We start from the raw sequence: 18,008 nt of genomic DNA, 5'->3' as shown, positions 1-18,008 counted from the left end.
GTTTATTTTGTCGAAAATACAAAATCCTAGCGATTAAGCCGAGTTTGCAAAGAATAGAATTTCAATTTTCAGCTAAATCATACGGATTATGAATAACCGAAAATATGGGAAAGTACACAATCAGAACAAACTCCCAATTAGCTAATATAACCCAGTCGTTTCAAGTCTTCAGCCTCTTGCGTTTTGTAAGTTTTACCATTTGCAATTACATACAACTCATTGCAGATCTCAGTCACATGCTGATAAAGATGATCCGTAATGACAATCCCTTTACACTGACTTTCGTCTTTAATAATTTGTTTCAACGTTTCAACATGCACGGGCATAACCTGCGAAAATGGCTCATCGAGTAAACAAAACTTTGTTTTGGACACAAGCAACAGGTAAACTTCAACAATGCGGCGCTCCCCGCCCGACAGCTTTCCCAATTTACTTCTGAAGTGTTTTTGAAACTCGGGAAAAAAGCTCGTGAAACGATCAAAATCCAGTTCAAAATTTCGGAACAGACGTTTCAGACGGACGGACTTTGGGATAAAACTGAACTGCGGCAAGTATCTGAAGTCACCTGGATTCCGATGACGTTCGTACAAAACCTTTCCATCCAAACGAACCGACTTATTCACTAACTGCAATTCGCCGTAAATAATATTCAGCAAACAAGTCTTTCCAGCTCCGTTTCGCCCCAACAGGCCACAAACTTTGCCTGTTTCGCATTGGAAGAAGACATCCTGCAAAACCCTTTTATTACCGAATTCTAGAACAATACTATCAACTTCCAACCGATGCTCCATAAAACTTTCCTGTTAAAATCGTTAATGTCAAAAACAATGAAAAGTCGAAAATCAAGGTTGGAATCCACAATTGTAAACGAGGTAGTCCCAGGTTTTTATAGTAATAAAATTCGTGACGTTTATAGATATTGACAAAATAAACCGTCACCCCCAAGGTTGCAATCTTGAACCAGAACAAGGCTGTTATCGCCGACAGCCCGTTTGCATAAATAATAGCAACGCAGGCCATGGTGATCAGCAAACTCGGAAAGGCAAAGGAGCGATAAAAACCGAATATCAAACGGAGCTTTTTAGTCATCGGCTAGTCTTAAGTTTGGATTTCAAGATACGAAAAGTCAACAGCCGAAGAATCTATGCCACCGTCGATTTAAATAATATTGATCTATTTTAACAGATCATCACAAATAACTTCAAACCAAACGAATACAAACAAAAAAGGGAACCTTTCGGCTCCCTTTTCATATATCGGTTATTCGACAATTATTCCCATTCGATTGTTGCTGGCGGTTTCGAACTGATATCGTAAACTACGCGGTTAATACCACGCACTTTGTTGATGATCTCGTTCGACATTTTTGCCAGAAACTCGTAAGGCAGGTGCACCCAGTCAGCGGTCATACCATCAGTAGACATCACGGCACGCAAGGCAACCACGTTTTCGTAAGTCCGCTCATCGCCCATTACACCAACCGACTGTACCGGCAACAACATCACACCGGCTTGCCAAACATCGTCGTAAAGCCCCCACTCTTTCAATCCGTTGATGAAGATGTAGTCAGCTTCCTGCAGAATGCGCACTTTTTCGGCTGTAACATCGCTCAGGATACGAATACCCAAGCCTGGTCCCGGGAAAGGGTGACGGCCCAGCAATTCATCCTTAATGCCCAAAGCTTTACCTACGCGGCGAACTTCGTCTTTGAACAACAGGTTCAAAGGCTCAACCACTTTCAGGTTCATTTTCTCAGGCAAACCACCTACATTGTGGTGCGATTTAATGGTTGCTGACGGTCCGTTTACAGAAACCGACTCAATTACGTCGGGGTAAATAGTACCTTGTCCCAGCCATTTCACATCCTGTATTTTGTGTGCTTCCACATCGAATACTTCGATGAAGTCGCGACCAATAATCTTACGTTTTTGCTCCGGATCAGTCACACCAGCCAGGTCTTTGTAAAAACGATCTTTGGCATTCACGCCAATCACGTTCAAGCCCATTCCTTTGTATGAATCCAGAACTGCTTCAAATTCGTTTTTACGCAACAAACCGTTGTCAACAAAAATACAAGTCAGCTTATCGCCAATCGCTCTGTTCAGCAATACGCCTGCAACAGTTGAGTCAACACCACCTGAAAGACCAAGAACAACTTTATCATTACCAATCTTCTCTTTCAATTGAGTAACGGTTGTTTCAATAAACGAAGCCGGAGTCCAGTCTTGCTTGCAACCACAAATGCCAACAGCGAAGTTCTTCAGCAATTGCGTTCCTTCTGTTGTGTGGTAAACTTCCGGGTGAAACTGAATCGCCCATGTATCCTCGCCACCAATTTTATAAGCGGCATTTTTTACATCGCCAGTCGAAGCAATCACCTTGTAATTTTCAGGCAGACGCTCGATGGTATCACCATGCGACATCCAAACCTGCGTATTTAAAGTCAGATGCTTGAACAATTCGTTTTCCTGATCAATGTAGCCCAGGTGAGCGCGACCGTATTCGCGAGAATCGGAAGGCAGTACCTCGCCACCAAAGAAATGCGCCAGATATTGCGCACCGTAGCAAACGCCCAGCAACGGCATTTTTCCTTTAATAGCTGAAAGATCCGGAATTGGTGCATTTTCGTCGCGAACCGACGAAGGACTACCACTCAGGATGACACCTTTCACTGTTTCGTCGATTGCAGGAAAATGGTTAAACGGATGAATTTCACAATAGATATTCAGCTCGCGCACACGACGTCCGATCAATTGCGTGTACTGGGAACCAAAATCAAGAATAAGAATTTTCTCTTGCATGAATCTGATTTTTATTGAAAGCGCAAAGATAGAAAAATAGTCAACAGAAGCGCACAAGAAATTATCGTTCAGCCTAAATTGACCAGAAATAATCGCTCTGCAAACGAAGTCCTTTCTGTCATTCCTCAATAACCTAAACGACACACAAATTTTCTTTAGACAAATTGTAATGAATTCGCGGGATCGCAGACCAGTTTTAAAAACATTTTTCCTGAAAAGTATGAATTACATTAAAAGTTTAGGTTTCGGCTTACTGGCTGCAGCACTCTTTTCGTGCGGCCAGGGACCCGATAAAGAAGTAAGTAAAGCGATCGATCCGGCAAACATGGATACAACTGTTTCGCCAGGACAAGATTTCGATCAATACGCCAATGGTGGCTGGAAAAAGCTCAATCCGTTACCCGACGAAAAAAGCCGCTACGGTGCTTTCGATGTGCTGGGCGACGAGTCTGAAAAACAGATCAAGGAGCTTTTCGCAGGAATTGCAGCGGGAACATTTGCCGACGGTACCATCGAGAAAAAAATCGCTGATTATTATGCTGCGGGAATGGATACGGCTTCGATTGAAGCAGCTGGCTTGAGTCCTTTGAAACCGTTCATCGATCAAATTGATGCGTTACATTCGAAAGAAGACATGCAAAAATTGTTAGCTGAATGGCAATCGTGGGGATTGAATCCGCTGTTTGGAATCTACGCCGATGCGGATCAGAAAAACTCGGCGATGAAAGTTGCCTACCTATACCAAGCGGGGCTGGGCATGCCCAACCGCGATTATTATTTGAATGATGATGAGCACACGTTGGAAATTCAACAAAAATACCGCGCCTACATTGCTGGTTTATTAGAGCAGTTGGGACAGGATTCTGTTTCGGCGAAAAAAGATGCGGAAACCATCTACACCATGGAAAATGAAATGGCCGAATTCTCCATGAGCATGCTGGACCAACGCGATCCGTATAAAGTTTACAACAAAATGGATCTGGCTCAGCTCAGCAATCTGGCTCCGCAATACGATTGGACTGCCTACTTTAAAACCATCGGGGCAAACGATCCGGGCGATTTCATTGTTGCTCAACCCGAGTTTATGAAGAACATGGCTGCGATGTTAACAGAAAAGCCGTTGGCGGATTGGAAACAATACCTGAAATACCACACCATCTCGGATTTTGCCGGTGTTCTGCCGAAAACAATTTCGGATATGAGTTTTGAATTCTATGGTAAAACCCTGAGTGGAACTCCGGCTCAGCGCCCTCGTTGGAAACGCGTGCAAGGATCGACCAACAACGCGTTGGGTGAAGCTGTGGGCGAACTGTACGTCAAAGAATACTTCCCGCCACAAGCCAAAGAGCGTATGCTGAAGTTGGTGAAAAACCTGCGCAAAGCTTTGGCCAGCCGCATTGAAAACCTGAGCTGGATGAGCGACACCACCAAAGAAAAAGCCGTTGAGAAACTAGACGCTATCACGGTAAAAATTGGCTATCCGGATAAATGGAAAGATTACACTGCGTTGGAAATCACACCCGATTCATATTTCCAAAACGTACTGAGTTCGAGTAAATTCTATTTCGAGGACATGATCAGCAAGATCAACAAACCGGTTGACAAAACAGAATGGGGTATGACACCACAAACAGTGAACGCCTACTACAATCCATCGGCAAACGAGATTGTATTCCCTGCTGCCATCCTGCAACCTCCTTTCTTCTTCATGGAAGCTGACGATGCTGTTAACTACGGCGCAATCGGTGTTGTTATCGGTCACGAGATGTCGCACGGCTTTGACGACCAGGGACGCCAATACGACAAAGTTGGTAACCTGAACGACTGGTGGCAGGCAGACGATGCTGAACGTTTTACCGTAAAAGCTGATTTGCTGGCTAACGAATACAGTCAATTTACAGTTCTGGACACGGTAAAAGCGGACGGTAAACTGACGCTGGGTGAAAACATTGCCGACCTGGGTGGTTTGAATATTTCGTACACCGCATTGCATATGGCATTGGACGGCAAAGAGCAAGCGGAAATTGACGGATTCACTCCTGATCAACGATTCTTCCTGGCTTATGCACACTTGTGGGCACAGAACATTCGCGACGAAGAGAAACTTCGTCTGACTAAAGTTGATGTACACTCGCTGGGACGCTACCGAGTTTTGGGCCCATTGCGCAACATGCCGGAGTTCTACGCTGCTTTCGATGTAAAACCGGGTGACTACATGTACTTGCCGGAAGACGAACGCGTGGTGATTTGGTAAGAAAATAGCTTCAGGCTTCAAGTTCCATGCTACAAGATTGAACTTTAAACCTGACATTTAAACGATAAGAAAGGCGACTCTCACATGAGGGTCGCCTTTCATTTTAGAATTTGAAAGCGCTTTTTACAAATCCAATTCAGCCATAATAGACTCGATTTTTTCTTCACAAGCCGCGTCAACTTTATCGAAATCGGCGCGCGATGTCAACTCGCCGGCAACTTCGAAATAGAATTTGATTTTCGGCTCTGTTCCCGACGGACGAACTGAAATTTTGGTTCCATCTTCAGTGAAAAACTGCATCACGTCAGAAGTAATTTTCTGGTTGATCTTGGTCACCTCGCCAGTCAGCAAGTTCTTTTCGCTCAGATCAGCGTAATCTTTCACAATTTTCAGCTTGCTTCCTCCCAACACTTTTGGCGGGTTACTGCGGAAGTTCACCATCATTTGTTTGATTTCGTCGGCGCCTGTTTTTCCGGGACGCACGATGTATTTCATTTTCTCTTTCGAGAAACCATATTCCAGGTAAATATCCTGCAGCAATTCGTACAAGGTCTTGCCGCGATCTTTTGCCCAGGCGGCAATTTCAGCCATCATGGCGCAGGAAGAAACAGCGTCTTTGTCGCGAACGAAGTCTGCCGGCATGAAACCAAAGCTTTCCTCACCACCACCGATGTATTTTTTCACACCTTCATTTTCGCGAATGACTTCAGCGATATATTTGAAGCCAGTGAAAACGTCGTAATATTCAATGCCGTTTTTCGCAGCGATTTCTGCAATCTTCTCGGTACTCACGATGGTTTTTACCACAAACTCATTTCCTTTGAACGCGTTGCGCTCTTTCATACACGTAATAATGTAGTAAATGAACAGCAGGGCTGTTTGGTTACCGTTTATGATGATGTATTCACCTTTGTCGTTTTTAACAACCACACCAATACGGTCAGCATCCGGATCCGAAGCCATCACCACATCGGCGTCCACTTCGTAAGCTTTTTTAATAGCCAGTTCCATAGCAGCCGATTCTTCCGGGTTTGGAGAGATCACGGTTGGAAAATCACCGCTCACCACATCCTGCTCAGGCACATGAATCACGTTTTCGAAACCAAATGCTTTCAAAGCCGCAGGAATCAACTTCACACCAGTTCCGTGAATCGGCGTGTAAACGATTTTCAGGTCTTTGTGCTTGGCAACAATCTCCGGAGCCAGTGAAACAGTTTTCACTTTTTCAAGGAATTTTTGATCCATCGCTTCACCCAAGATTTCGATCAGGTCTGCGTTCTTCTCAAATTTGATGTCTTCAGCTTTTACATTCTGAACCTCGCCGATGATGTTTTTATCGTGTGGCCCAACAATTTGAGAACCGTCAGTCCAATAGGCCTTGTAACCGTTGTATTCTTTCGGGTTGTGCGAAGCAGTCAGGATGATACCGCTCTGGCAGCCCAATTCGCGGATCGCAAATGAAAGCTCCGGTGTTGGGCGTAGATCCTCAAACAGATAGACTTTAATACCATTTGATGAGAAGATGTCAGCACTTTTTTCCGCAAACAAGCGACTGTTATTACGGCAATCGTGACCAATAGCCACTTTTATTTCTTGTCCGGCAAACTCTTTTTTCAGGTAGTTGCTCAAACCTTGAGTTGCTGCACCAACAGTGTAAATGTTCATCCGGTTTGAACCGGCTCCCATGATACCACGCAAACCTCCGGTACCAAATTCCAAATCCTTATAAAATGAGTCGATCAGTTCGGTTTTATCTTCCTGATCCAACATACGTTGAACTTCTTTTCTTGTAGTTTCATCGTAAACATCGCTCAACCAAGTCTGAGCCTTACTGATGACCATTTCCAAAACGTCGCTGTTTGCTGCCATAGTTTCTTTATTTGTTTATACTTAGTTTCGATTGTTAAAAGCTATATGTGTGAGATTCGCCCGTGGACGAAAATTCTATTTTTCCTGAAGTTTTTCCATACAAACCTTCAGGCTGTCGCGCCAGTAGGGAATTGTGATTCCGAAATTACGCTTAATTTTCGATTTATTGAGCACACTGTAAGCAGGGCGCTTCGCAGGTGTAGGATATTCTTCGGTCGGAATGGGATGTACGTTACATTCAATGCCTCCTATTTCGTGAATTGCTTTGGCAAAATCGTACCAGCTGCAAACTCCCTCGTTTGAATAGTGGTAAATTCCGGCTTTCCAGGCTGCTTCGTCGCTGGCACTTTTCTCAATGATTACCAGAATCGCGTCGGCTAAATCAGCAGCGTAGGTCGGAGTTCCAACCTGGTCGCATACAACTTTCAGTTCGTCTCGCTCCTGCCCCAGTTTCATCATGGTTTTAACAAAGTTTTTACCGTAAGCCGAATACAACCACGATGTGCGAATGATAATTGCCTTTGGATCTTCTTTCACCAAAGCAATTTCACCGTTCAACTTTGTTTTGCCATAAACCGAATCCGGATCAACCAGGTCTGCTTCGCTATAAGGCGTGCAAGCCAAGCCGTCGAAAACGTAATCGGTCGAGATATGAATGACTTTGCCATTGATTGCTTTTGCAACTTTCCCCAGGAAGGAAGGCACTTTGGTATTAATTAATGCGGCTAGTTCTGTGTCTGTTTCAGCAACATCAACCGCGGTGTACGCGGCACAATTGACAATGTAAGCTGGTTTCTCTTTCTGGCAATAGGCCATAACTGCATCGAAATCCGACAGATCTAACTCATTAACATCTGTGAAGAGAAATTCAAGACCGGAATAATTGTTCGCTTTGGATTTGATTTCAGATCCTAATTGTCCGTTAGCTCCGGTAATCAATACTTTCATGTATGAAATTTTAATTAATAGGTGAAAAGACAAGTGGGTTTTGTCTCCGACTTCAAAAATATGGCATTAAAAGAACCAATCAATAAAATCGCTAAAAAACATCACTCGATTTAACAATGAATCTTCAATTCTGAATGAATAATTTATTTCAGCCAAATTTATGAACTCTTCGTCATCGACCAAGCCCAATAGCGGAATAATAGGCAAAGAAATTCGTTCCAAAACATGCCGGAGATCGTATTGAATTCTTTGCTCTTCTAACGACATGGAAATCAAGACAAAATTTTAAGATTGTGTTAAAAGGCCGCTGAAAGCAGAACATTCTATCTCATTTGCGTAAAATCACCAAAAAAAGCCCAAAAACCTTTGCAATCAGGCGGAATAGTTATACTTTTGCGGCGCGTTAGAAAAAATATAATGTCTAACTTATTAATTAATTGAGTTTTAAAATGGTAGAAAACAAAGAAAACCTTGAGATCAAGGAAGAAGTTGCAGAAGTAGCGACAGCTGCTGTTAGCAACGACGAGTTTGATTGGGATGCCCTGGAGTCGGAAGACGAAGGATTTGCCGGTCAACGCGGAGGTAAAGATTTTGAAAAAATGTACGACAACACACTGAACACAGTTCAGGAAAAAGAAGTGTTGGAAGGTACTGTAATCTCGATGAACAAACGTGAAGTAGTTGTTGACATCGGTTACAAATCAGACGGTATCGTTTCATTGAACGAATTCCGTTACAACCCTGACCTGAAAGTAGGCGACTCTGTAGAAGTATACATTGAAAGCCTGGAAGACAAAAAAGGTCAAATGATTCTGTCTCACAAAAAAGCTCGTGCAATGCGTTCTTGGGATCGTGTTAACGCTGCTTTGGACAACGACGAAATCATCAAAGGTTACATCAAGTGCCGCACTAAAGGTGGTATGATCGTAGATGTATTCGGAATCGAAGCTTTCTTACCTGGTTCTCAAATTGACGTGAAGCCAATTCGCGACTACGATGTTTACGTTGGTAAAACAATGGAATTCAAAGTAGTAAAAATCAATCAGGAATTCCGCAACGTAGTTGTATCACATAAAGCCTTGATTGAAGCAGAACTTGAACAACAGAAAAAAGAAATCATTTCTAAACTGGAAAAAGGACAAGTTCTTGAAGGTACAGTTAAAAACATCACTTCTTACGGTGTATTCATCGACTTGGGTGGCGTTGACGGCTTGATCCACATCACTGACTTAAGCTGGGGACGTATTACTCATCCGAATGAAATCGTTGAATTGGATCAAAAACTGAACGTTGTTATCCTTGACTTTGATGATGACAAAAAACGTATCGCTCTTGGTCTGAAACAATTGACTCCTCACCCATGGGATAACCTGGATGCTGAACTGAAAGTTGGTGACAGCGTGAAAGGTAAAGTTGTTGTTATGGCTGACTACGGTGCATTTGTTGAAATCGCTCCGGGCGTAGAAGGTTTGATCCACGTTTCAGAAATGAGCTGGTCACAACACCTGCGTTCTGCTCAGGACTTCTTGAAAGTAGGCGACGAAATCGAAGCTCAAATCCTGACTTTGGACCGCGAAGAACGCAAAATGTCACTGGGTATCAAACAACTTCGTCAAGACCCATGGCAAGACATCGACACTCGCTTCGGTGTTGGTTCAAAACACACTGCTACAGTTCGTAACTTCACTAACTTCGGTGTATTCGTAGAAATCGAAGAAGGTGTTGACGGTTTGATCCACATCTCTGACTTGAGCTGGACTAAGAAAATCAAACACCCATCTGAATTCACTTCAATCGGTGCTGATATCGAAGTTGTAGTTCTTGACATCGACAAAGAAAACCGTCGTTTGAGCTTAGGCCACAAACAATTGGAAGAAAACCCTTGGGATGTATTCGAAACAATCTTCTCAGTAGATTCTATCCATGAAGGTACTGTTGTTGAGTTGTTCGACAAAGGTGCTACAATCGCTCTTCCTTACGGTGTTGAAGGATTCGCAACTCCTCGTCACCTGGTAAAAGAAGACGGTTCACAAGCTGCTTTGGAAGAAAAACTGGACTTCAAAGTAATCGAGTTCTCTAAATCTGCAAAACGTATCATCCTGTCTCACTCTCGTGTATTCGAAGATGAGAAAAAATCGGTTGAAACAGCAGAGAAGAAAGCTGCGGCTAAGCAAACGAAAAAAGCAGTTAAAACTGTAAAAGACAACCTGGAGAAAACAACTTTGGGTGACATCAGCGAATTAGCTGCCTTGAAATCTCAGATGGAAGCTGAAGAAAACAAAGAAAAGTAAGAAATACTTACAATTTGTTCAACAGAATTTCGTAATTTTCCATCCATGGAATTTCAAGTAATAAACAAAGCGGATCATTCAGTAATTAAAGTACTGAGCAAGAAACTGGATACGAATAACGCACCGGATCTGAAATCAGAATTGGTTGTGTTAGGTAACGAAAATGTAAAAAACATCATCCTTGATGTTAGCGAGTGTGCCTATGTAGACTCGTCGGGCTTAAGCTCGATTTTGGTTGCCAATCGTCTCTGCGAAGATGCTATCGGAACTTTTATTCTTTGTGGTTTGCAACCTGATGTGGAACATCTCATCCGCCTGTCAATGCTTCACACTGTTCTGCTGATTACAAAAACAGTAGAAGCAGCGGAAGAATTGCTGGTCGAAAAAGAAAACTTGTAAAGCTTTCTTTGAAAGATGCAGATGCCCTTTCAATTAACAATTCTGGGAAGTAGTTCAGCAATGCCTACTTCTGAAAGATACCCAACCGCTCAAGTGCTCAATGTACTTGGGCGGTTTTTTTTGATTGATTGCGGCGAAGGCACGCAACACCAGCTTCGCAAGAACCGCATCAACTACAGCAAAATCAATCATATTTTTATATCGCACCTGCACGGAGATCACTTCTTTGGGTTAATCGGGCTTATTTCCACCCTGGTGCTGCAAGGCCGCAGAAGCGAACTGCACATTTATGCCCATTCCGAGCTTCAACGCTACACCAAATTTCAGATGGAGTTCCTGGAGATGGGCGAACCGGGCTTTCCGATCATCTTTCACCCGCTCAACTTTAAAAAGCCGCAGGTTATTTTAGAGGACAAGAAGATAAAGATCTCGTCGTTCCCGTTAAAGCACCGAATTGCCTGCTGTGGCTTTCGTTTCGATGAACAGCCGAAAGAAGCCAATATTATCAAGGAAAAGATTAAAGCGTTCGACATTCCGGTTCGCGAAATTAAAAACATTAAGGCTGGCGCAGATTTTCAATGTGGAAACGGCTTAACCATTCCCAATTCCGAACTGGTCATTCCTGCTCCGAAGCCAAGGTCGTATGCTTTTTGCTCAGATACTGCTTACAACGAAGCCATGATCCCCGAAATAGCAGGTGTTGATTTGCTTTACCACGAAGCAACATTTGCCGAAGAAGAAACAAAGATTGCATCAGAGACTTATCACTCGACAGGTGTACAGGCTGCACAAATCGCCATGGCAGCTCAAGCCAAAAAACTTCTCATCGGTCACTTTTCGGCGCGATACAAAGACCTGTCGGTTATTTTGGAGCAAACGAAAAACGTTTTCCCGGCAACCGAAGCCGCTCAGGATAACTCCACCTATTCCATCGATTAACTTTCAGTTTAAACATTCATCATAGGCAGCATTACGGATAAATTTTATCTTTAGGCAACCTAATCCATTTTACCTATGAATAGCAAACTTCTTTGTCTGATTGGAATCATTCTATTCCTGTCATTTTCGTTGAGAGCAAAAGAAACAGAAGATCAAAAAATTGACCGAATGCAATGGTTCGAAGATGCCAAGCTGGGAATCTTTATCCATTGGGGAATTTACGCGGTCAATGGAATTGACGAAAGCTGGTCCTTCTTCAACAATTACATTTCGTACGACGATTACATGAAACAGCTCAATGGTTTCACGGCTCAAAATTACGATCCGTCTTATTGGGCCGACCTGATCAAATCGTCGGGTGCCCAGTATGCCGTCATAACCACCAAACACCACGACGGCGTCGCGCTTTGGGATACACATTGCTCAGACCTGAGCATCTCCAAGCAATCTCCCGCCGGGAGGGACGTCATTACTCCTTTCGTAAAAGCCTTGCGAAAAGACAAACTGAAAGTTGGTTTGTACTATTCCCTGCTTGACTGGTCCAACCCGGATTACCCTAACAAAACCCGAACAGAAAAGCGTTACACAGATGATCCCGAGCGCTGGAACCGATTTGTTGATTTCAACTTTTGCCAGTTGGAAGAATTGTCGAAGAATTTCAAGCCCGACCTATACTGGTTCGATGGCGACTGGGAGCAAACAGCCGAGGCATGGAAAGCCCGTGAGCTAAGCGACAGCCTACGAAGCTGGAACAAAAATGTGATTTTGAATTCACGCATCCAGGGTTATGGCGATTATGCAACTCCCGAACAGGGGCTTCCGGTTACCCGTCCGAATTCGCGCTGGTGGGAACTGTGCATGACTATGAATAATTCGTGGGGCTACCAACACAACGATCATGCTTATAAAACGCCCAACCAAATCATCCGTATCCTGGTCGACTGCATCAGCATGGGCGGCAATTTGTTGCTCGATATTGGGCCAAAAGCCGACGGCACCATCCCTGATGAACAGGTTTCAATTTTGAAAGAACTCGGCCGTTGGACCAACAAACACAAAGATGCCATTTACGAAACCCAGGCTGGCATTCCGCACGAACATTTTTACGGTCCGACAGCCCTCAATAAAGACAGCGACATTCTTTACCTCTACCTGCCTTACAAACCCAACGGTCCGTTGATGATTAAAGGACTGAAAAACGAAATCAACCGCATCTGGGTAGTGGGCGAAGGCACCAAATTGAACTGGCAGGTGGTCGGAAAGCAATACTGGAGCAGCGTGCCCGGCATTGTTTACATCGATGTTCCCGATGAAGTGCTCGACCCGCAGGTAACCGTCATTGCCGTTCTCCTGAAAGGAAAAGTCGATCTGTATCGGGAAAAAGGCCAGGTCATTGAGAGCAATTAGTGTGAAAAAGTCATGCTTTCCAGCCGATGATTTTTATACTTTTATGACCTCTCGGCGAGAAATAACTAACCGCAACGCCAAAGCTCGTCAATACAAACATTAAAATAATTCGATTTATGAGACAATCACTGGCATTTGTTGCTGCGTGCATGTTTGCTGTCAATTTATCGGCCCAAAACAAAGACACAGCCAAAATTGACGTTTACCCCAAAGGCAAAGGTTTCTATTACGAAACAATTCTGAAAGACATTAGTCATGTTAACGATTCGCTCGAGGCTGAAGCGCCGGCGACGCGTTTAACCATGGACCAGTCGGGCTACGATCTTCCGAACAAAGTGAGCCTGTACAAACGCGAGTGGGCAAACCCGGTTATTTCGCAAGGTAACACCGGTACCTGCTGGGACTTTTCAACCCTTTCGATGTACGAATCGGAAATCTTCCGCATGACCGGCAAAAAGGTGAAACTGTCGGAAATGTTCGTCGCCTATAACGAATACCTGGCCAAGGCGAAGCGTTTTATTGAGGAACGCGGCAATTCCCTGTTCGACGAAGGTTCGGAGGGAAACGCTGTCGCTCGCATTGCCCTAGCTTGCGGTTTGATGCCTGAGACTGAGTACACCGGGTTGATCAACGGCCGGAAATATCACGATCATAGCAAAATGATGGAAGAAATGAGCGCCTACCTGAACTCGTTGAAAACATCGAATGCATGGAACGAAAAGACCGCTCTTGAAACGATTGCTTCGATCATGAATCACTACATGGGCGTTCCTCCTACTTCTTTCGTGGTTGACGGAAAAGAATACACGCCAATGAGCTATATGAAAGATTACCTAAAACTGGATCCCAACGATTTTGTTGAAATCCTTTCATACAAGCAAAAACCTTACTGGCAAAAAGTTGAATATACCGTGCCGGATAATTGGTGGCACAATGCCGACTATTACAATGTTCCGCTGGACGTTTACATGGACATTGTGAAGAAAGCCATCCGCGAAGGCTACACCATGAGCATTGGCGGCGATGTATCTGAAGCCGGTTTTGCCCGCGATACACAGTGCGCCATGGTTCCCGATTTCGATATTCCATCGGCTTACATTAACGACGATTCACGTGCGTTCCGTTTCGATAACGAAACCACTACCGACGACCACGGTATGCATCTGGTTGGCTACCTCGAAAACTACAACAAGGATGGCAAAGACTGGTACCTGATTAAAGACTCAAGCTCGGGCTCGCGCAACAATGATCCCAGTGCAGCTGAGTTCGGTTACTATTTCTTTAGCGAAGACTATGTGAAGTTGAAAATGATGGGGTTCACCATTCACAAAGACGCTGTAAAAGATATACTGAAGAAATTCAAATAGAAACAACTCGTTTCAACTGGTCATCCTGAATTTGTTTCAGGATCTGTTCCTTTCCGGTAGCAGGTTCCAAAACAAGTTCGGGATGACTTTTTTTATGCCCTATTCTCCGAAAAACTCCTTATTGAAGTTGACAAGGTAAAGTTCTTTCACCGGGCGGGTAAAAGCGGTGTACAGCCAACGCAGAAATTCTTTGTTCAACATGTCCTCGACTAAATAGCCCTGATCGATAAACACGGCGTCCCATTGTCCGCCCTGCGCTTTGTGGCAGGTAACAGCATAAGCAAACTTCACCTGCAGTGCGTTGAAATGAGGATTCTCCTTAATCTTCTCCCATCGCTTCTTTTTACTGCGAATATCCATATAATCCTCGGCCACCGCATGAAAAAGCTTTTGATTATCTTCCGAGCCAAAGCTGGCCGTTTCAATATTTAAGGTGTCCAGGAAAATTTTGCAGTCGATCTCCAGGTCATCGTAATCGATAAATCGCAGGCTCACATCTGCAAACCGGTATCCGTAAAGCTCCTCGTATTTCCGGATCGACTTCACTTCAACAATATCACCGTTTGCAATAAAATCAAGGCGCTCATCATCGGCCAACCAGAAATAGTTGTTCTTCACAACCATCAGCAAATCGCCAACTGTTATTTCCGAGTCCTTATATAATATGGTAGAGCGAATTCCCTGGTTAAATTTATTGGCACGCTTGTTCGAACGCGTGATCACCATTGTTTGCTGTTCACCATGCCGATCGTAACATTCCGAAATCTTCTCAATTAAATCGCCCCCTCCTATTCGCTGAATATCTGTAAAACCGTCCAGCTCGATTGGGAAATAGTCGCCCCAGAAATCATCTTCGCCGATCATTTCCCGCAAAGCTGTCGCATTGTAAAGAATACCCGAGTCCATTTCCTGCCGAACCACGTCTGTGAGCTCAACTTCGTCCACTTCCACACCATACATTTGCAACTCTTCCGCGTCCAAAGCAGGGCTGATTTCCATCCCTACAGGAGGCAACTGTGCCGTATCTCCAATTAGCATCAACTTGCAATTATGTCCGGAATACACAAACTCGTACAGGTCGTCCAGTAAGCGTCCGGTTCCGAAAACCGATCCATCCAGTGATGAATTCGAGATCATCGACGCTTCATCGACAAGAAAGAAACAATTTTTTAACAGATTTTTGTCGAGCACAAAACGCCCCATTCCGTCCGACGAAGATTGCTGGCGATAGATACGTTTGTGAATGGTAAAAGCACTTTTCCCGGTGTAGGTTGAAAGGACTTTTGCAGCCCTGCCGGTCGGCGCTAACAACACCGTTTGAATCTTGTAGGAAGCCAGCGTTTTAACTAACGCGCTCACCATACTGGTCTTACCGGTACCGGCATATCCTTTCAGTAAAAATACAATATCCTGCTCCTGTGTGGTGATAAAATCAGCGAGTCTTTCGGCCAAATATTTTTGTCCTTCTGTCGGCGGAAAGCCCAAATTATCGACCAATTGATTCTCTAAGTGTTTTTTTAACATCACGGCTAATTTAAAAGTATTCCGCCGATTGTAATTTAATTTTTTTTATAAATTTGCATGCAAACAAAAACTAATCTTAAATAATCAAAGATGAAGACAGCAATTCAGATTGTACTTATTGTAATCGCTATCGTTCTTGGATATCTGATTTATAGCAGCGTTCAACGGCCAATTGATTTTGAGAAAGCTAAAAAAGAAAGAGTTGAGAAGGTTGTAGACCGTCTGAAAGATATCAGAAAAGCAGAATTAGCATACAAAGATGTTCACGGTGAATTTACTGGAAGTTGGGATACTTTGATCAACTTTGTAGAAACAGGTGAACTTCCTTTAGTGAAAAAAATTGGTATGCTTACCGATAGTATGGTTGAAGCTGGCTGGACCGAAGAAACTGCAATCAAAAAAGGAAAAATCATTCGTGATACCATTAAGATTAGTGTGATTGATACGCTGTTCGGAAAAGGTTTTGATGCAAACCAGTTGAAATACGTTCCTGTTCCTGATACTGTTGCTCAGTTCCACCTGGGTGCTGCAATTATCACTACAGGTTCTGGTATTCAAGTTCCTATTTTCGAAGCAAAAGTTCACAACAATACGGTATTGAGAGGTTTGGACCGTCAGTTGGTAATCAACTTGAACGACAAAGCTCGTACAAACGAAAAATATCCTGGGTTGAAAGTAGGTTCTTTGACAGAAGCTAACAACAACGCTGGTAACTGGGAATAATCATGCGCTATGCAAAAAATATCGCTGGTTGACGAAACTTTCGATTTAAATTTCACCCTAGAATACAAGCTATCCATCCAGCTCAGCCTGGATGGATTTTCTTTTTCTATACTCGACACAATCCAGAACAAGGTCATCTACCTTTATCACCAGGAACTGTTCGAGACGGAACCGGATTTCTTGTTAAAACGTTTGAAATCCATTTACGAAGAGTCGGATTTGCTTCATCTGGCATTCAAGAAGACATGTGTCATCTTTGCTGTTCCCAACCGTACCACATTGGTTCCCGACGAAATTTATCAGTCGCAAAATACAGCTGACTATTTAAAAGGAACAATGATGCCCGCAGAGGGAGCGACCGTAAAAGCAACGTTCATTTCACCTGTTAAATATTGGGCCGTTTATGAAATTCCGCAAATGGTTTACCGCTTTCTGGAAGAAAAGCATCCCGGAGCCAAGTTCATGAGCGACCTGAACCTGTCGTTGCCCAGGGTGGCAGGCACAAAGAACCTGCTAAAGGTAACCGTGCTAAAAAAGCATCTGATTGTTTCCGGAATCGACGAACTGGGACTCCATTTCCACAACAGCTTTTTCTACGATGGCGAGAATGATGTGATGTTTTATATTTTGGGAAGTATCAAAGCGTCTGCATCCGAACCGCAAACGATTTTGTTGGATGGTATGGTCAACAAACATGCGACAATTTACCATCGACTGAAGCAGTATTTTACGGATGTTGAAATTGCGTCGAACCCAAAAAACATCCATTACAGTTACCTGTTCGACAAATTGCCCGACGCCCGTTTTGTAAACCTCTTTAATAGTTTTTCATGAGAATTGTTGGTGGCCAATATAAAGGCAGACTCTTCAACCCCGGCAAAAGCTTCAAGGCTCGCCCAACCACAGATATGGCCAAAGAAAGCCTGTTCAATATCTTGCAAAACCAGATTGATTTTGAAGACATCAAGGTATTGGATTTATTCTCCGGAACCGGAAGTATTTCCTTCGAATTTGCTTCGCGTGGTTGCACCGACATCACTTCTGTAGAATTGAATTTTCAGCACCACCGCTTCATCAAAGAAGTGATTGAAAAGCTGGGCGAGAAAAGCATCAAGGCGATTAAAGCGAACGCCTTTCAATACGCGGAGAAATCAGATCAATGTTTCGACCTGATTTTTGCTGATCCGCCATACGACCACAAACAATTTGCACAGGTTCCGGATTTGGTCCTTTCAGGTCATCTTTTGAAAGACACCGGACTCTTCATATTAGAGCATTCAAAAAATTACGATTTCTCGTCTCGCCCCGAGTTTATTGAGATTCGCAACTACGGTAGCGTGCACTTTTCCTTCTTTCGCAAGCTAATTTCCGGGCAAGAATAAGCCATTATCAAATTCTGAAATATTCGGACTGAGTTTGACTAGCTCTCCCCGCCCCCTGCTGAATGCCGACATTTTTCCTATCTTTAATCATCGAAACGAAGAAA

General features: G+C 43.7%; 15 protein-coding genes. 9 read left to right on the top strand and 6 right to left on the bottom strand.

Annotated elements, in window-relative coordinates; all coding sequences use genetic code 11:
* Positions 1-137: 137 nt before the first annotated feature.
* From BC643_RS00180 to guaA, 3 genes are all read right to left on the bottom strand, one after another.
* Complete coding sequence (locus BC643_RS00180; RefSeq protein ID WP_120271163.1) at positions 138-791, bottom strand: ATP-binding cassette domain-containing protein; 654 nt, start codon at positions 789-791, stop codon at positions 138-140.
* Positions 769-1,089 carry a hypothetical protein gene (locus tag BC643_RS00175; protein WP_120271162.1) on the bottom strand — a complete coding sequence of 107 codons (321 nt, stop codon included), beginning with the start codon at positions 1,087-1,089 and terminating at the stop codon, positions 769-771. The genes BC643_RS00180 and BC643_RS00175 overlap by 23 nt, the downstream gene beginning before the upstream one ends.
* A 182-nt stretch (positions 1,090-1,271) precedes the next feature.
* A complete protein-coding gene (gene guaA / locus BC643_RS00170; protein ID WP_120271161.1) occupies positions 1,272-2,801 on the bottom strand; it encodes a glutamine-hydrolyzing GMP synthase in 1,530 nt (509 codons plus the stop codon).
* A gap of 220 nt (positions 2,802-3,021) precedes the next feature.
* Between guaA and BC643_RS00165 the strand changes: the two genes are divergently transcribed.
* A complete protein-coding gene (locus tag BC643_RS00165) occupies positions 3,022-5,055 on the top strand; it encodes a M13 family metallopeptidase (RefSeq protein ID WP_120274079.1) in 2,034 nt (677 codons plus the stop codon).
* A gap of 123 nt (positions 5,056-5,178) precedes the next feature.
* Here the strand turns inward: BC643_RS00165 and BC643_RS00160 are convergent, their stop codons facing one another.
* Both BC643_RS00160 and rfbD read right to left on the bottom strand, forming a co-directional pair.
* Complete coding sequence (locus BC643_RS00160) at positions 5,179-6,924, bottom strand: phospho-sugar mutase (RefSeq protein WP_211337939.1); 1,746 nt, start codon at positions 6,922-6,924, stop codon at positions 5,179-5,181.
* 75 nt (positions 6,925-6,999) lie between these two features.
* Positions 7,000-7,872 carry a dTDP-4-dehydrorhamnose reductase gene (rfbD, locus tag BC643_RS00155; protein WP_120271160.1) on the bottom strand — a complete coding sequence of 291 codons (873 nt, stop codon included), beginning with the start codon at positions 7,870-7,872 and terminating at the stop codon, positions 7,000-7,002.
* Between the two features lie 449 nt (positions 7,873-8,321).
* On the opposite strand from rfbD, the gene rpsA reads away from it, so the two are divergent.
* The 5 genes from rpsA to BC643_RS00125 all read left to right on the top strand — a co-directional run bounded on the left by rpsA (position 8,322) and on the right by BC643_RS00125 (position 14,275).
* Complete coding sequence (gene rpsA / locus BC643_RS00145; RefSeq protein ID WP_120271158.1) at positions 8,322-10,163, top strand: 30S ribosomal protein S1; 1,842 nt, start codon at positions 8,322-8,324, stop codon at positions 10,161-10,163.
* Positions 10,164-10,208: 45 nt separating this feature from the next.
* Positions 10,209-10,562: an STAS domain-containing protein gene (locus BC643_RS00140; protein ID WP_120271157.1), complete on the top strand. Its 354-nt coding sequence runs from the start codon at positions 10,209-10,211 to the stop codon at positions 10,560-10,562.
* A gap of 21 nt (positions 10,563-10,583) precedes the next feature.
* Positions 10,584-11,501 (top strand): ribonuclease Z, encoded by a 918-nt coding sequence (locus BC643_RS00135; protein WP_120274077.1) that lies wholly within the window; start codon positions 10,584-10,586, stop codon positions 11,499-11,501.
* Between the two features lie 75 nt (positions 11,502-11,576).
* The gene (locus BC643_RS00130) at positions 11,577-12,908 is read left to right on the top strand and encodes an alpha-L-fucosidase (RefSeq protein WP_120271156.1); all 1,332 of its coding nucleotides are present in this window, start codon (positions 11,577-11,579) and stop codon (positions 12,906-12,908) included.
* A 116-nt stretch (positions 12,909-13,024) separates the two neighbouring features.
* Positions 13,025-14,275 (top strand): C1 family peptidase, encoded by a 1,251-nt coding sequence (locus BC643_RS00125; RefSeq protein WP_211337938.1) that lies wholly within the window; start codon positions 13,025-13,027, stop codon positions 14,273-14,275.
* 99 nt (positions 14,276-14,374) lie between these two features.
* On the opposite strand, the gene BC643_RS00120 is transcribed toward BC643_RS00125, so the two are convergent.
* Positions 14,375-15,799 (bottom strand): ATP-dependent DNA helicase, encoded by a 1,425-nt coding sequence (locus BC643_RS00120; protein ID WP_120271154.1) that lies wholly within the window; start codon positions 15,797-15,799, stop codon positions 14,375-14,377.
* Positions 15,800-15,889: 90 nt separating this feature from the next.
* Here BC643_RS00120 and BC643_RS00115 point away from each other — a divergent pair, with 90 nt between their 5' ends.
* Genes BC643_RS00115 through rsmD form a run of 3 tightly spaced genes read left to right on the top strand, consistent with a single transcriptional unit; the run spans position 15,890 to position 17,904 of the window.
* Positions 15,890-16,522 carry a hypothetical protein gene (locus BC643_RS00115; RefSeq protein ID WP_120271153.1) on the top strand — a complete coding sequence of 211 codons (633 nt, stop codon included), beginning with the start codon at positions 15,890-15,892 and terminating at the stop codon, positions 16,520-16,522.
* Between the two features lie 9 nt (positions 16,523-16,531).
* Entirely contained in the window at positions 16,532-17,356 is an 825-nt protein-coding gene (locus BC643_RS00110; RefSeq protein WP_120271152.1) for a DUF3822 family protein, read from the top strand.
* Positions 17,353-17,904, top strand: a complete 552-nt coding sequence (rsmD, locus tag BC643_RS00105) for a 16S rRNA (guanine(966)-N(2))-methyltransferase RsmD (protein ID WP_120271151.1) — start codon at positions 17,353-17,355, stop codon at positions 17,902-17,904. The genes BC643_RS00110 and rsmD overlap by 4 nt, the downstream gene beginning before the upstream one ends.
* Positions 17,905-18,008 lie beyond the last annotated feature (104 nt).

Origin of the sequence: Mangrovibacterium diazotrophicum (genome assembly GCF_003610535.1) — a bacterium.
Taxonomy (GTDB): domain Bacteria; phylum Bacteroidota; class Bacteroidia; order Bacteroidales; family Prolixibacteraceae; genus Mangrovibacterium; species Mangrovibacterium diazotrophicum.
This window is presented reverse-complemented; position numbering and strand designations above follow the sequence as displayed.